Source organism: Lactococcus petauri (genome assembly GCF_023499275.1).
GTDB classification, from domain to species: domain Bacteria; phylum Bacillota; class Bacilli; order Lactobacillales; family Streptococcaceae; genus Lactococcus; species Lactococcus petauri.
The window spans coordinates 991167-1007334 of record NZ_CP094882.1; the positions used below are offsets into that span (position 1 = coordinate 991167).

Consider the following 16168-nt stretch of genomic DNA (forward strand, 5'->3'; position numbering starts at 1 on the left):
TCCTTTTTTTGATTTTTACTCAATTGTTATAAAACTCAGGTAAGATGAACTGGTCATTATTTTCAAATTGTAAAGCGAGACTTAGCATCAATACTTCCGAGTTTTTCTGGCCCCAAAGTTGAACACCTTGTGGTAAATGTGTTTCTTCCTCCAAGTAAATTGGAAGTGACAAGGCAGGTTGTCCTGTGAGATTACTGATAAAGTTGTAAGGCGTGAAAGCCAAGGAGTTTTCGAACGCTTGTTCTATGGTTGAGATTTGTTCAGAAAAGTTATATAACTCCATGTGTTTCATTTTTTCCGTAATGTTAGGATGGATGAGTTCTTCGTCCACTTTGGGGGCTGTTTTGGCTGTTGTCGGCGTTAAGAAGAGGTCAAAATTTTTAAAAATTTCTTCATCCAATGTGGCACATGCGCTATCCCACTTATTTAAAGCTTGAACATAAGAAGCAGCATCCGCATTACGACCAGCTTCTAACAAGGCATAAGTTAGTGGCTCTACATCACTGTTAATTATCTTGCGGTCATTAGCAATTTCCCAAGGTTTAAGCATAGCATATGTTTCAGCAGCATTCATTTGATAATATGTTTGAATCAAAGGGCGAGCATCGAAAGGAAAAGAAACCTCAGTTAGTTGATGACCTTGAGCTTTTAGAAAGTCTACGGCTTTATGAAGGGCGGCCTTAGAGGTCTCCGAAAGCATTATTCCCGATACCGGTGATTCAAAGGAATAAGCAATGTTTAAAGCTTTGTTTGGTTCTGTGAGATGATGCAGTGCCTTCTTATCTAATAACTCTGTTTGATAAGGATCAGCTTCTTGTTTAAGTTGCATTTCGGCCACAAAACTTGCTGTATCACGTACAGAAATAGTTAAAGCTCCAGTAGTTGCTGCACCTTGCCAACCTCGGTAGTTTCCTGGGCCCTGTGGCATAAGACCTCGTGTCATTTTCAAACCAATAAGACCTGAAAAAGAAGCAGGAATACGTATGGAGCCACCACCATCAGATGCGCCAGCCATGGGGAAAATCCCAGAAGCTACAGCGGAAGCAGCTCCACCTGAAGAGCCACCAGAGTAATAAGCTGTATTCCAAACATTACGTGTGTCACCATAAAGAGCTGAGTCTGTAATATTTTTAAAACCAAATTCAGGAGAGTTTGTTTGTCCGAAAGGCGTTAAGCCAGCTTTAAGAGCAGCTTTGACAAAGTTATCGTCTGAATGGGCCATATTATCTTCAAAAAGTTTTGAACTCGAAGTTGACGGAAGTCCTGCATGATCTTGCCCCAGCATCTTTAGTGGAAAGGGAAGACCTGCGAAATAACCGTTTTCTGTTTTTGATAAATCAGCTTGAGCCTGATGCAAGTCATAGGCAACGACGGCATTGTATTGCGGATTGATTTTTTCCAGTTTTTTTTGAGTGTTTTGGAGTAATTCAGTAGCACTGATTTGACCAGCACTGATTTTTTCTGCCCAATATGTAGCGTCTTTAATCTTTCTCATCTTTCATATCTTCCTCTCTAGGAGTAAAATCGCCACCGAGGTATTTTTCAGAAAGTTTTTTCATCGTTCCATTTTCTTGAAGTTTTACCAAGGCTTTATCGACTTTCTGTTGTAGGTCTTTGTCTTCTTTTTCCTTACCAAAAATGAAATAGCTAAATCCTGTATGTTTATCTGTCTCGCCTAAATCAATTGGTTCGACTTTTAAATTATAAGCATGTTGCTGGATGATTTGTGTGAGGGAAATTTGATCGTAAATCACAAAGTCACTTTTTCCTGAGTCAACATCAGCAACATAAGAAGCTAATGGATAGCTGGCGTCCATATATTTTAAATTCATTGCTTTGTCAGGATTTTCCTTGTTCCAGTTTTCCAGCATTGTTGCGACTTGAACACCAGATAAGACTTCGGTGGTTTTACCGGCTAAGTCATTCAAAGATTTGACTTGTAAATCAGGTTTAACTGCTACCGATGTTGCTGACTTAGATAGAGGTAGTGAGTAATTGTATTTTTCTGCACGTTCAGGTGTCCAAGAAAGAGCATTTGCAGCCATTTGAAAACGTCCATTATCAATTCCAGAAAGCACGGAATTAAAATCAATCACTTGGAATTTTAATTTGTATTCAGGAAGTTCTTTGAAAACAGCGCGTGCAAGTTCCACATCATAACCTGTTAACTTATTGTCTTCCATATAAGTATTAGGTTTTGAGTTGGCATTTGTGGCCACGATAATTTCCTTTGGCTCAGGCTTAACGCTTTCTTTTTTGCTGCAAGCGGTCAAAACCCCAAAAGAAGTGAGAGAAAATAAGGCTAGACCTAAAACTAATTTTTTATTCATTTATATATAATGGGTTTTTGCAAACCCTTCCTTTCTGTATATTTTTATTTTAGCAAATTTTAAAAATTCAGAAGCTTTTTATGTTTGGAAATTTTTGGTATGATCAAAAAGAACAAAAGAATAGGATAGAGGAGATAAAAATGGCAAAACATATCTTTACATCGCAAATTAATTGGCCCGGCGGACGTAATGCTGTTGGAAAGCTAGAAACAGGCGCTTTGCAAGAGAAAATTTCGATTCCATCTGTGATGGATGGTCCAGGTGTGGGGACGAATCCAGATGAAATGCTCTTGGGCGCTGCAAGTACTTGCTATACGATTACACTAGCAGCTTTACTTGAACGCAATGAGATTGCAGTACTTGATTTTAAGGTTGAATCTGAAGCAACAGTTAGTGTTGAAAAAGGAGTTTTTGCTTATGAAAAAATTGTCCATGACCTTTATTTGAAAATTGATGAAAAAGCAGATTACGACAAGACTTATCGCCTTGCTCAATATGCCGAAACTTCTTGCATGATTTCGAGAGCCGTGCAAGGTAATGTTGCAATCGAAGCTAACATCCATCTAGAAAAGGAAAAAGCAAGTTAAGCAGATATTCCATTTTTATTTTGGTGGAGGGTAAGTACTAACATGATATAATAGCAGTAAAAGTTTCAAAAAATTCAATTCAAGAAAAAATAGAAATCTGGAAATAAAAATGACGATTGCTTATCCTAAAATACTCTCAAGCTCACAAGTAAAACCTTATCTTTTTCAAGCGCGGTTTGGCTTAGAAAGAGAAGGTCACCGTGTGGATTCATCAGGAAACATAAGCGACTTAAACCATCCGGTAGCACTTGGTTCGCGGAGCTTTCATCCTTATCTTCAAACTGACTTTTCAGAAACACAAATGGAAGCCATTACTCCAGTTTTTGAAGAGCCAAAGCAAGCTCTACAATTTATGGAGGCTCTTCATGACGTGATGATTCGCTCTCTTGAACAAGATGAGCTCCTCTGGGCCCAATCCATGCCACCCGCTTTGCCGGAAAATGAATCAAATATCCGTCTTGCCAATCTAGAAAAAAAAGAAGATGTCCTTTACCGTGAAGGATTAGCAGAAAAATATGGCAAAAGAAAGCAAATGGTTTCTGGTATTCACTACAACTTTGAGTTCGGTGAGGATTTGCTAGAAGCCATGTGGAAGCAACAACGAGCGACAGATTTTAAAGCCTTCAAATCTGAAATTTATATGAAGCTCTCCCGACAATATTTGCGCTATATGTGGATTATTACATATTGTTTAGGAGCTTCGCCACGTGCCAATGCTGGATTTTTTACTGATAGAAATGAAAAAATACAGGAACCTGTACGTTCTATTAGAAATTCTAAATTTGGCTATCGGAACACGCCTGATATTTTCGTAAGCTATCAGAGTCTTGAACAGTATTATGATGACTTGCAAACTTACGTCAAAAAGGGTGCACTCTCTGAGATGAAGGAGTTTTATTCTGCTGTTCGTTTACGTGGTGGAAAGCGGGCGGAAGAGTTGCTGGACGTGGGCGTTCAGTATGTCGAGTTTCGCAATTTTGACTTGAATCCTTTTGTGCGAGTCGGCTTGGATGAAGATACTGCTCGATTTATCCACCTTTTTAGCCTTTATCTGATATATAAAGAGGAAGAAGAGACGCCAGATGAAGCACAAAGATTAGGTTATACAATAAATGATGTTGTAGCTTTAGAAAATCCTTTAGAAAAAACAGCTTATTATAATGAAGGCAAGCACTTTTTCGATCACATGCGCAGGTTTGCCCAGAACTTAGACTTTGCCCAAGATGATTTGGCGCTGATTGATAAGTTTGCTCAAATGCTGGAAAAACCTGAAACCACAATTGCTGGACAGATGGAGCTGGCTTATCGTCAAGACAAAGCTTTTGCTTTGGACTTGTCTCGCAAATACCATCAGCAATCCTATAAACGTCCGTTTCAATTGGCAGGCCTTACTCATCTCGAACTTTCGACGCAAAATTTGCTTTTTGATGCTATTCAAAAAGGCTTAAAAGTTGAAATTTTAGATGCACAAGACCAGATGATTGCTTTAAGTTATAAATCTCATACAGAAATTATCGAAAAAGGGAATATGACTTCGAAAGATTCCATGGTCGCTTATGCCATTATGGAAAATAAAGTGGTCACGAAAAAGCTGCTCAGTCGGGCACATTTAAAAACCCCGCAAGGGCAAGAATTTAGCAATTTAGCAACTGCACAGGCTGCCTTTCCACTTTTTGAAGCGGCCGCAATTGTTGTCAAGCCTAAATCAACGAATTATGGCATAGGAATTTCTATCTTTAAAAAACCAGCGACACAAGAACAGTTTTATAAAGCTCTAGAAATTGCGTTCCGAGAAGATAAAGAAGTTCTTGTTGAACGATTTGTTTCTGGTACCGAATACCGTTTCTTTGTGCTGGATGGCAAGACAAGGGCAGTCCTTCGCCGGGATGCCGCACATGTTATTGGTGATGGAGTATCCACGATCAGCCAACTGGTCGCACAGAAAAATGAGAATCCTCTACGTGGACATGATCATCGTTTTCCCTTGGAAAAAATCCAGATTACTGCCACCGAAAAACTTATGCTGGACGTCCAAGATTATACGGAACAGAGTATCCCTGAAAAAGACGTAAAGGTAAACCTCCGAGAAAATTCTAATGTATCAACAGGTGGAGACTCTATCGATGTCACGGATGAGATGCCTGAAATCTATAAGAACATTGCTGAAAAAGCTGCTGATGCTCTGCAAGTCAAGATCACTGGAGTGGATATACTGATCGAAGATCTCAATAATAGCTTGGGTGAAAAGTACAGCATTATTGAAGCTAACTTTAATCCTGCTATGCTTTTCCATCTCTATCCGTTGAAAGGGAAAGGTCGTCGGGTAACTATGGACGTTTTGCAATTCCTCTTTCCGGAAATTTTTGCCTAATAAATAAAATTCCTCTACCTATGAGGGATTTTATTTATTGTACGGTATTTATGAACATTTGATATGAAAAAATTGATAATAAATTTATACTTTTTTATTTTTGTGCAGAATATGATAGAATAGACTTAACAAATAGAATAGGATAAAAAGGCGGTTTCAAATTTTTGAATCTGTCTTTTTATCGGGTATTGGGGTATAGTTATGAAAAACAAACAATGGATGATTAACCTAGCAATTTCAAACTTATTGCTTGTGTTCTTAGGTGTAGGTCTCGTTATTCCTGTTTTGCCACAACTGAAAGAGCAAATGCATTTTTCAGGAACAACAATGGGAATGATGATTTCGATTTTTGCTATTGCCCAATTGATTGCCTCTCCAATCGCTGGGCATTTATCGGATAAGGTTGGACGAAAAAAGCTCATTGCTTTGGGTATGATTATTTTCGCCTTTTCTGAACTTTTATTTGGTTTAGCACAAGTAAAAGCTCTTTTTTACGTGTCTCGCGCTTTGGGAGGCATTGCAGCAGCTTTATTGATGCCTTCTGTTACAGCATATGTGGCAGATTTGACAACATTAGGCGAACGTGCCAAAGCCATGGGTAAAGTTTCAGCAGCGATCAGTGGAGGTTTTATCATTGGTCCTGGTGTCGGAGGATTTTTAGCAACTTTTGGTATAAGGGTTCCTTTTTTTGTGGCTGCACTATTAGCCTTCATCGGATTTATTTTGAGTATGACTGTGTTAAAAGAGCCAGAAAAAACAATGGATATTAATCCTGACACACCAAAAGCATCTTTCTTGGATATTCTCAAAAATCCAATGTTCACATCGCTTTTTGTCGTTATTTTAATTTCTTCGTTTGGTCTGCAAGCCTTCGAATCAATTTATAGCATTATGGCGACAATCAATTTTGGCTTTACTACAAGTGAAATTGCTTTAGTAATTACAGTAAGTGGTATTATCGCCCTTTTCTTCCAACTCTTCCTGTTCGACTGGATTGTTGGAAAGATTGGTGAAATGCATTTGATTCATTTGACCTTCTTTGCAAGTGCGCTCTTTATTGCTATTATTGCTTTCACAGGTAATCGCATCACTGTTGCTATTTCTACATTTGTTGTCTTCCTCGCCTTTGATTTATTTAGACCGGCAGTAACAACTTACTTGTCAAAACACGCAGGAGATCAACAAGGAGCAATCAATGGATTGAATTCAACCTTTACAAGTTTTGGTAATATTTTAGGTCCATTGGCTGCAGGAGTAATGTTTGATATCAATCATTTTTTCCCTTACTATATCTCGGCGATTATCTTGTTTGGTACCGGTGTATTGTCAATGCTTATGAACCGTAAATCGAAAAAAATGAAAAATTAAAAAAGAGTTCTTTAAGAAGAACCCTTTTTTATTTGGCATTCGCAAAGATTACCAAGTAAAGTAACGAATCAATTTGAAAATACCTAAGATAAGAACAACAACACCAAGAAGTGTCCAAAGTGCCATTGCACCCCATAAAGGTGTGAGCAAGAGCATGAAGCCCGCAACGACACTGAGAAGTCCTGAAAGAATTGTCCAAGGTTTAGATGGAGAATATGGAACAAACCCAAAGGAAACAAAGCCTTCAGTAATCCATGTGAAACCAACTAAAATACCAATGATGATAAACAAGGTAGCTGTTGCAGCTGCCAAGTTAATTAAAGAGAAAATACCCGCAACCAAGTAAACCGTACCTAAAAGAAGATGTCCAAAGCGTGACCACGGATTTTCATTCATCAAGGCAAAGATAGAAACAAGATAAGAAACCCCAATTAAAATGAAGGAAATCCCAATCAAAACAGTTCCAACTTGTGCCGTACGTCCAGGCCAAAACAAAATGAGTAATCCAATAAGTGTGGAAATAAGACCATTAATTCCGACGTTGTTACGTAATTTTTTCGAAAAGTTTTCAGAAAACATATTTATACCCCTTTCTTTTCTGATAATTTAATTATAACTTATTTTGGAGAGAAGTGCCCATAATATATTTGCCTAGTTATTATAATTGACATTCTGAAAAAGGACATTTATACTTAAGGTAAAATGAGAGTCGAAGGAGAAAAAAATGCAAATATCAAGTCGCTTTACGATTGCACTTCATATTTTTGCCTGTATCCATACCTTTGAGGGAGAACATAAGATTACTAGTGATTTTTTGGCTACAAGTATTAATGTAAATCCCGTGATTATTCGAAGAGTATTACAGCAACTGAAAGCTAACGAATTAGTGCATGTTGTGCGCGGGAGCGGTGGAGCTGCAATCGCTAAACCAATTGAAGATATTAGTTTATTCGATATTTATAGTGCGGTTGAAGTCATTAATAAAAATGGCTTATTCCATTTTCACGAACATCCCAGCCCTGACTGTTCTGTCGGGAAAAATATCCATCAGGTACTGGATGATAAACTTGATTTAATTCAAAAAGCGATGGAAGACCAAATGAAGGTGATGAGTTTACAAGAAGTAATTACTGATATTGATCATTATGTGGCGATAAATCCTTAAGAAACCAATTCGTTGACATTTAATAAAAGCTTATGTAGAATTAGTTGTAACAAAAAATATTACAACGAAAAAGACATGGAGGTCTAATATGAAATTAGCAGTAGTAGCAGCAAATGGTAAAGCCGGTCGTCTTATTGTACAAGAAGCGGTAGACAGAGGCTTGGATGTAACAGCAATTGTTCGGGGCGAAAACAAAACAGTAGCTCCGTCTTCTATCCAAAAAGATTTGTTTGATTTAACTAAAGAAGACATCAAGGATTTTGATGTTATTATCGATGCTTTTGGAACATGGGCAGAAGATAGCTTGGAGCAACATACTACTTCAATCCAACATCTTGCTGATCTTGTTGAAGGTACGGACAAGCGCTTGTTGATTGTTGGTGGTGCCGGAAGTCTTTATCTTAATCCAGAACATGATTTGGCACTTTATCAATCAGAAGGTTTCCCAGATGCTTTCAAACCATTGGCAACAGCTATGGCTGATTCATTAACTGCGTTGAGAAAACGTCAGGATGTGAAATGGACTTATGTAAGCCCTGCTGCAGATTTCCAAGCGGATGGTGAAAAAACTGGAGACTATGTTGTTGCGGGAGAAGAGTTTACGGTTAATGACAAAGGCGAAAGTGTGATTAGTTATGCAGACTATGCGAAAGCGATGATTAATATTGCACTGGAAGGAAATTATGTCGGACAACGTATCAGCGTTTTTAAAAAATAGTAAAAATAAGAGGGATTTTCTCAAGAAAATCCCTCTTATTTTTATATGTAAATTTATGAGCAAATAGTTTGACCTTTACTGACCAAAAGAGTATAATTAAGAGGTAGTAAGAAAAATGAGAAAAATACTACATTACTATGAAATGAATCGAGGTGCATTATGGACATCGAAAAAATGACAACAAGTATGCAAAAATCGCTTTATGAAGCGCAACAAATTGCGCAGACTCGCCATCATCAAGCGATTGAAATTCCACATTTATGGCGAATATTTGTGCAACCGAACAGTTTTGCCTTTAATTTTTACAAAGATTCAGAAATTAACATTGAAGAATTTACAAAAATTATTGAAAAAGAAATAGACAAGATTTCTTCTGTTGAAGGTAGCAATATTACCTATGGTCAAAATATTAGCGCAGATCTCTTTAATCTGTTCAATGCAGCAGATAAGATTGCCAAAGATATGGGTGATGAATATCTCTCAACTGAAATTGTACTCTTGGCCCTTTTTGAGTTAAAGAAAAATCCTTTAACAGAATATCTGGTTAGCCATGGAATGAATAAAGAAAAAACGAAATTAGCAATTGAAAACCTACGAGGAGGTGATAAAGTGACAAACCAAAATGCTGAAGATACATATAAAGCACTTGAAAAATACGGCGTCGACCTTGTTGCTCAAGTGAAATCAGGAAAACAAGATCCTGTAATCGGACGTGATGAAGAAATTCGTGATATTATTCGTGTCTTATCACGTAAAACAAAAAATAACCCGATTCTAATTGGTGAACCTGGTGTAGGTAAAACAGCCATTGTTGAAGGACTTGCGCAACGTATTGTCCGTAAAGATGTACCTGAAAATCTAAAAGATAAAACAGTATTCTCTTTGGATATGGGGGCACTTATTGCAGGTGCTAAATATCGTGGTGAGTTTGAAGAACGTCTGAAAGCAGTACTGAATGAAGTTAAAAAGTCTGACGGACAAATTATTCTCTTTATTGATGAGTTACACACGATCGTCGGTGCTGGTAAGACTGAAGGTTCAATGGATGCTGGTAATCTTTTGAAACCGATGCTTGCACGTGGTGAATTGCATTTAATTGGTGCAACAACTTTGGACGAGTACCGTAAATATATGGAAACAGACAAAGCTTTGGAACGTCGTTTCCAAAAAGTTCTAGTTACTGAACCAACAGTTGAAGATACTATTTCCATTCTGCGTGGTTTGAAAGAACGTTTTGAAATTCACCACGGTGTAACAATCCACGATAACGCATTGGTTGCAGCAGCAACACTTTCTGATCGTTATATTACAGACCGTTTCTTGCCAGATAAAGCGATTGACTTAGTCGATGAAGCCAGCGCAACAATTCGTGTTGAAATGAATTCTCTGCCAACAGAACTCGACCAAGCAAACCGCCGCTTGATGCAGTTGGAAATTGAAGAAGCAGCGCTCAAAAAAGAACGTGATGATGCTTCGAAGAAACGTTTAAATATCATTCGTGAAGAAATTGCAGAACTTCGTGAAGAAAACAATCAACTTAAAGCCCAATGGGAAGCTGAAAAGAAAGAAGTGGGCAATATTTCTGATAAACGGAATGAACTGGAACGTGCACGCCATGAATTAGAAGAAGCACAAAATGAAGGTGACTTTGAAAAAGCAGCGGCCTTACGTTACGGTAAAATTCCAGAAATTGAACAATCACTGAAAGAGCTTGAAAGCAAAGCAAAATCAGATGATCTCAGTCTTGTTCAAGAATCTGTCACTGAAGAACAAATTGCGGAAGTTGTAGGCCGTATGACAGGTATTCCTGTGACAAAACTGGTGGAAGGTGAACGTGAAAAACTCCTTCATTTACCAGAAACTCTTCATCAACGTGTAGTAGGGCAAGATGAGGCAGTTGAAGCTGTGTCTGATGCTATTATTCGTGCTCGAGCAGGAATTCAAGACCCTAATCGTCCTTTAGGTTCCTTCCTTTTCTTAGGACCTACAGGTGTTGGTAAGACAGAGTTAGCTAAAGCCTTGGCCGAAAATTTATTTGACTCCGAAGAACACATGGTTCGTATTGACATGAGTGAATATATGGAAAAACACAGTGTATCCCGTCTTGTCGGAGCTCCTCCAGGATATGTTGGTTATGATGAAGGTGGTCAACTGACTGAAGCTGTGCGCCGTAACCCATATACAATTATTTTGTTGGACGAAATTGAAAAAGCACATCCAGATGTCTTCAATATCTTGTTGCAAGTCTTGGATGATGGTCGTTTGACGGATTCAAAAGGCGTTTTGGTCGACTTCAAGAATACTGTTTTGATTATGACATCAAATGTCGGATCACAATATTTGCTAGACAATGTTGATGATCAAGGTGAAATATCTGAAGAAACAACTGAAGAAGTGATGAAACAATTGCGGATGCACTTCAAACCAGAATTCCTTAACCGTATTGATGATACTATTCTCTTCAAACCATTGTCATTGAATAATATTAAAAATATTATTGTGAAGATGACCGGTCAATTGACACAACGTCTTGAAGAAATGTCTGTTGAACTAGAACTCAGTGAAGAAGTCAAAGCATGGATTGCAGAAAATGCTTATGAACCAGCTTATGGTGCACGTCCATTAAAACGTTACTTGACAAAAGTTATTGAAAATCCACTTGCTAAATTAATTATAGCAGGTAAAATTCCACCAAAAACTAAAGTTCTTGTCAAACTTGTCGATAATAAAATTGACTTTGATATCTTACCCATCGAAGAATAATTGAAGAAAAAGAGAAAAGCCCGCGTTATCTCGGGCTTTTTGTATATAAAAATAGTATTTTGTCGAAATTTACAGATAATTCTTGACAACTTATAGCTTTTAGATGTAAAATATAAACACGATATATAGGAGGAGTCAATCATGGAAAAAACTTTCTTTATTATTAAACCTGACGGCGTTCAACGTGGTCTTGTAGGTGAAATATTGAAACGAATCGAGCAGCGTGGTTTTCAGCTAGAAAAACTAGAGCGACGTTCTGCTCCAAATGGAGACTTGATTGACAAGCATTACGAAGCATTAGTTGATAAAGATTTTTATCCAAATATTCGTAGTTATATGACTTCTGGACCAGTAGTTGTTGGTGTGATATCTGGTGTAGAAGCTATTTCTTGCTGGCGCACAATGATGGGGACAACTAATCCTAGTCAAGCTCAACCAGGGACTATTCGTGGAGATTTTGCTCAATCACCTGAAAAAGGTAAAGCCATTAAAAATATTGTCCATGGATCAGACTCACCGGAATCTGCAGAGCGAGAAATAGCACTCTGGTTTTCATAAACAGAAATAAGGTCAAGGATAAAGGCTTTCCATGGAAGTTTGAGCGACAAAGCTCCAAACATTAAAGGAAAGTCTTTTTTTGTTTGCTATTTTATTCAAGGAGAAGAATATGAAAGAATTTTGGGGACTTCATCCGACCATTAAAATTAGGTTAGTGATGAATTTTTTAGGAGCACTATGCTTTAGTACAGTTGGTGGCTCCATGACAATTTACTATAATAAATATATGGGTGCTGGTATCACAGGACTCTTGCTTATTGTGAGCTCTATTATGGTTTTTTTGGTTGGCCTTTATGCGGGACATTTGACAGATTTAAAAGGTCGTCGGCCTGTCATGCTTTTTTCAACTGCAGTAACTGCAGTTGGAGCAGCACTGGCAACTTTTTCTAACTCGGGATTTTACTTCAACCCTTGGACAACTTTTTTCGGATTTTTAATCGTGAATTTTGGTTTTGGCTTTTTTAATACAGCCAGCCAAGCGATGATTGTTGATTTAACAACAAGTGAAAACCGGAGAACAGTCTACAGTATTCAATACTGGATTATCAATTTTGCTATTATGATTGGTTCGGGACTTTCTGGTTGGTTTTTCCGTGATTATTTGGTCTGGCTTTTGCTGGTGATCACTATTGAAGAAATTTTGAGTTTTGTCGTTGTCTTGTTTTGGATTGATGAGTCTTTTGACCCGCATCAAGAACATCAAAAGAAAGCACCAAATATTATAAAAGCTTATTTCTTTGTGGCTAAAGACAGCATCTTTATGTCTTATTTATTTGCTTCGGTTTTTATTGCGATGATTTTTAATCAAATTGATTACTATTTGCCAGTACATCTAAGTGACAGTTTCTCAACAACACGAATTTTAGGGTTGGAACTTTATGGTCAACGGATGTTGACACTTTTCCTATTGATCAATACCTTGATTATCGTACTCTTTATGAGTAAAATGAATCAACTTACTAAAAATTGGTCGCGGAGCACAGGGATTACATTAGGAATTTTTCTCCAAGGTTTAGGTTTTATTATTGCCTTTTTAGGTCATAATTTAAGCTGGGAAGTTACAGCAGCAGTAGTTGCTACTTTGGGCGAAATGATTCTTGTACCTTTCTCTCAAGCTTTGAGAGCCGACCTGATGGAAGGTGATCATGTTGGGACTTATACGGGCGCCTTTTCAGTGACTCAGCCAGTCGCTTCCGTACTCTCAGGTGTTTTGGTTTCGCTGTCAGCACTCTATGGGAATATTGGCATGGCTATATTTATGGGAATAATTATCCTTTTAAGTATCCTTCCCTCACTGCGGGCTATTCGAATGCATGAAGCCTCATAGAATTTTAAAAAGGTCCATGTTATAATAAAAAACAAAGGAGTAAAAATAATGTCAGAAGGAATTATTGCTCAAAAAATTGTTTCTACCCATGTAAACGTATAAATAAAATTTACATGGGAGAATAACAAATGAAAGAAAACAAATATAATAATCAAGAATTTTTTTCAAAATATGCTCAAATGGAGCGTTCAAAATCAGGGTTAGAAGCTGCCGGAGAATGGTCAGAGCTACGAAATATTTTACCTGATTTTCACAACAAAAAAGTTTTGGACCTTGGCTGTGGATATGGTTGGCACTGCAAATATGCTGTTGAAAATGGAGCATCTTATGTCTTAGGCACAGATATTTCGAGTAAAATGCTGGAAAGAGCGACAAGTAAAAACTCAGATGAGAAAATAACTTATCAATGTATCGCTATGGAGGACTTATGTCTTGAACTGGATTCTTTTGATGTGGTTCTGAGCTCATTAGCCTTACATTACATTGAAGATTTGCCCATGCTTTTTTCCAACATATACATGTGCTTAACTACGGGCGGTCAGTTTGTGTTTTCGGTAGAACATCCTCTTTTTACTGCATCTGGCCTGCAAGATTGGATTTATGATGCAAAAGGAAAAAAAGAGTACTTTCCTGTAGACAATTATTTCTATGAGGGAAAACGTAAGGTGTCCTTCTTAGGAGAAGAAGTAACTAAATATCATCGAACTTTAACCACATATCTCAACATATTGCTACAACTTGGCTTTGAACTTCAACATGTGATTGAACCTCAGCCACCTGAACAAATGCTTGTATTTGAAGAAATGCATGATGAGCTGAGACGCCCGATGATGTTGATTGTTTCTGCAAGGAAAAAATAAAGAAAAGCTAGGAATAATTATTCCTAGCTTTTAATTTTCACACAGGAGGATTGTTTGTATGACGGAGTATGTGATATACTAAAGAAATAGAAAAAATTAGAAAAGGTGTTTTATGTCAGCCGTTAGTTTCATAGCTGTAATGTTGATTGGGGTCATTGCGGCAAATGTAATCAAAGAATTTTTCCCAAAAATATCTGAAACCTTTATTTTGATCGGAGTAGGAATTCTTCTGAGTTTCTTACCAGAGTTTAGGCATTTTGAGTTGGAGCCAGAGTTTTTCATGATGTTAATTATTGCACCTTTAATGTTTAATGAAGGCAGTAAAACATCTTTGAAAGAAGTTAGAAAAAATTTCAGAGGAATATTCTTTCTCTCCATTACTTTAGCTGTTGTAACTGTACTCTTTGTTGCAGCATTGACCACAAATATTATGGGCAGCTGGATTTTCCCCTTGGCAATTTGTTTTGCTGCAATTGTTACGCCAACAGACTCTGTTGCTGTTAAATCTATTATTGCGGGTAAAAAAATGCCACAAGGCGTAAATGAAGCTGTCGAGTTTGAATCTCTTTTCAATGATGCATCAGGTTTGGTCCTCTTAAGTTTGGGGCTTTCGGTGCTGGAAAGTGGTCATTTTAGTATTTGGAGAGGACTTGGCCAGTTTGCTTTTGTTTCCATTGGGGGAATACTTATTGGATTAATTGTCGGGACTTTCTTAGTTCGTATTCGCATTGCGATTAATCTTCGGGCAACAAATCCAGAAGCGACGATTATTCCGATTTCTATTTTAACGCCTTTTGCTCTTTATTTGCTTGCTGAGCATTTTGGCACCTCTGGAGTACTTGCAGTTGTTGCTGCAGGATTAATTCATAATTTTGAAGGCGATATGCTTAAACTTACGTCGACCAATGTTCAACTCACCAATAATACCATCTGGGAAATACTGAGTGGGATTCTCAACAATTTTGTCTTTATTTTATTAGGAGTAAGTCTCTTTGGTATTTGGGATATCTTTAAATCCTTAGGCTTAGAAGAAGCTGTTATACTCTTCTTTATCAGTGCTTTGGTTTACGTGCTGATGTTATTTATACGAAAATTCTGGACTAATCAAAGAGGTAATCGTTCTATCGAACATTTCTTCTCAAACGATAAGAAAGAGCGCGGTAAAGACTCCACTATTTTTGCTCTATCAGGAGCACACGGAACAATGACATTAGCAATGGCCTTCTCTTTACCCCTAAATACTGCTATTTTGAGCACTGAGAACAGAGAGATTATTATTAGTATGGCAACGATTGTCATTTTGCTCAGCCTTATCGTGCCTACATTTATCTTGCCTAAACTCTTGTCACCAATGAAAGCTGCAAGTTCAGACGACATTGATAGTGTTCGAAATGATATGGTTGACTATGCTATTTTACATATGATGCAAGTGATAGAGGACAGTAAGGTGCGCAGTAGCTTAACAAAGCAATTGCAATCACAAAAAGGTTTGCAAATTCCTGATCATAATAAGAGTAGTCGACTCTTAGAAAACATTGTGACCTGGCAAGAAGCATTTTTGGATAGTTCAGATATTCAAGAAAATTTTTCAGCGAAAGCTATTGACTACTTCAGAATTTACTTGGAGAATAGCAGCAAGCGCGCCATGAGTAAAAAAATTAGAAGAATGTTTTCGAGAAGAAGTCGATTACGTGGAGCTGATCAAAGTGAGATGCAAGAATTCATAGCCGTAAGAAATGAACTTGGGCATTTAGAGGATGTTCTTTATGAGGCCACAATGGAAAAATTAAATCGTCTTGAAAGAGAACGATTTGAGAAGAAGGTTACTGATTTCAGCGACATTGAAGAAGTGAAGCGAGTCTTCGAAAATAGACATTACCGTATGCGAAATGAAATTCAAGAAGAAACAATCGTGCCTAACGAACTACTTATTGAAGCTTTCCAACTTGAATATCAGTATGTACTGGATCAGGTGAAATCGGAAACTATCTCAAAAGAAACAAGCAACAAACTCTTTAAAGAAATCAATAACGCGCAAGTTTTACAACTACAAAATCAATAAAAAGGCTTAAGGCTTTTTTATAATAACTTTCGCTTAAGAAAAGTACTGTAAAATAAAAA

At 37.5% G+C, this 16168-nt stretch carries 13 protein-coding genes; 10 read left to right on the forward strand and 3 right to left on the reverse strand.

Translation table 11 applies throughout. From position 1 onward, the window contains the following. Positions 1 to 19: 19 nt before the first annotated feature. Both lgb_RS04915 and lgb_RS04920 read right to left on the reverse strand, forming a co-directional pair. On the reverse strand, positions 20 to 1495 hold the full coding sequence (locus tag lgb_RS04915) for an amidase family protein (protein WP_035005067.1): 1476 nt from the start codon (positions 1493 to 1495) through the stop codon (positions 20 to 22). Next, a complete protein-coding gene (locus lgb_RS04920; RefSeq protein ID WP_019292322.1) occupies positions 1482 to 2330 on the reverse strand; it encodes a transporter substrate-binding domain-containing protein in 849 nt (282 codons plus the stop codon). The genes lgb_RS04915 and lgb_RS04920 overlap by 14 nt, the downstream gene beginning before the upstream one ends. 140 nt (positions 2331 to 2470) lie before the next feature. Between lgb_RS04920 and lgb_RS04925 the strand changes: the two genes are divergently transcribed. From lgb_RS04925 to lgb_RS04935, 3 genes are all read left to right on the forward strand, one after another. Further along, positions 2471 to 2917 carry an SACOL1771 family peroxiredoxin gene (locus lgb_RS04925; protein WP_019293476.1) on the forward strand — a complete coding sequence of 149 codons (447 nt, stop codon included), beginning with the start codon at positions 2471 to 2473 and terminating at the stop codon, positions 2915 to 2917. Between the two features lie 109 nt (positions 2918 to 3026). Then, a complete protein-coding gene (gshAB, locus tag lgb_RS04930) occupies positions 3027 to 5288 on the forward strand; it encodes a bifunctional glutamate--cysteine ligase GshA/glutathione synthetase GshB (RefSeq protein ID WP_242359088.1) in 2262 nt (753 codons plus the stop codon). A gap of 201 nt (positions 5289 to 5489) precedes the next feature. Next, entirely contained in the window at positions 5490 to 6656 is a 1167-nt protein-coding gene (locus lgb_RS04935) for an MFS transporter (RefSeq protein WP_017369318.1), read from the forward strand. A gap of 48 nt (positions 6657 to 6704) precedes the next feature. On the opposite strand, the gene lgb_RS04940 is transcribed toward lgb_RS04935, so the two are convergent. After that, positions 6705 to 7235: an HdeD family acid-resistance protein gene (locus tag lgb_RS04940; RefSeq protein WP_014024733.1), complete on the reverse strand. Its 531-nt coding sequence runs from the start codon at positions 7233 to 7235 to the stop codon at positions 6705 to 6707. Positions 7236 to 7380: 145 nt separating this feature from the next. Between lgb_RS04940 and lgb_RS04945 the strand changes: the two genes are divergently transcribed. The 7 genes from lgb_RS04945 to lgb_RS04975 all read left to right on the forward strand — a co-directional run bounded on the left by lgb_RS04945 (position 7381) and on the right by lgb_RS04975 (position 16109). After that, positions 7381 to 7821: an Rrf2 family transcriptional regulator gene (locus lgb_RS04945; protein ID WP_019293351.1), complete on the forward strand. Its 441-nt coding sequence runs from the start codon at positions 7381 to 7383 to the stop codon at positions 7819 to 7821. Positions 7822 to 7909: 88 nt separating this feature from the next. Beyond that, complete coding sequence (locus lgb_RS04950; protein ID WP_019293350.1) at positions 7910 to 8539, forward strand: SDR family oxidoreductase; 630 nt, start codon at positions 7910 to 7912, stop codon at positions 8537 to 8539. Between the two features lie 159 nt (positions 8540 to 8698). After that, positions 8699 to 11302 (forward strand): ATP-dependent chaperone ClpB, encoded by a 2604-nt coding sequence (gene clpB, locus lgb_RS04955; RefSeq protein WP_249663296.1) that lies wholly within the window; start codon positions 8699 to 8701, stop codon positions 11300 to 11302. A gap of 141 nt (positions 11303 to 11443) precedes the next feature. Beyond that, positions 11444 to 11860, forward strand: a complete 417-nt coding sequence (gene ndk / locus lgb_RS04960) for a nucleoside-diphosphate kinase (protein WP_019293349.1) — start codon at positions 11444 to 11446, stop codon at positions 11858 to 11860. Positions 11861 to 11969: 109 nt separating this feature from the next. Next, positions 11970 to 13187 carry an MDR family MFS transporter gene (locus lgb_RS04965; protein ID WP_019293348.1) on the forward strand — a complete coding sequence of 406 codons (1218 nt, stop codon included), beginning with the start codon at positions 11970 to 11972 and terminating at the stop codon, positions 13185 to 13187. Between the two features lie 128 nt (positions 13188 to 13315). Beyond that, positions 13316 to 14047, forward strand: coding sequence for a class I SAM-dependent methyltransferase (locus lgb_RS04970; RefSeq protein WP_019293347.1), 732 nt, complete (start codon positions 13316 to 13318; stop codon positions 14045 to 14047). 112 nt (positions 14048 to 14159) lie between these two features. Beyond that, positions 14160 to 16109: a cation:proton antiporter gene (locus lgb_RS04975; protein WP_019293346.1), complete on the forward strand. Its 1950-nt coding sequence runs from the start codon at positions 14160 to 14162 to the stop codon at positions 16107 to 16109. The last annotated feature ends 59 nt before the right edge of the window (positions 16110 to 16168 follow it).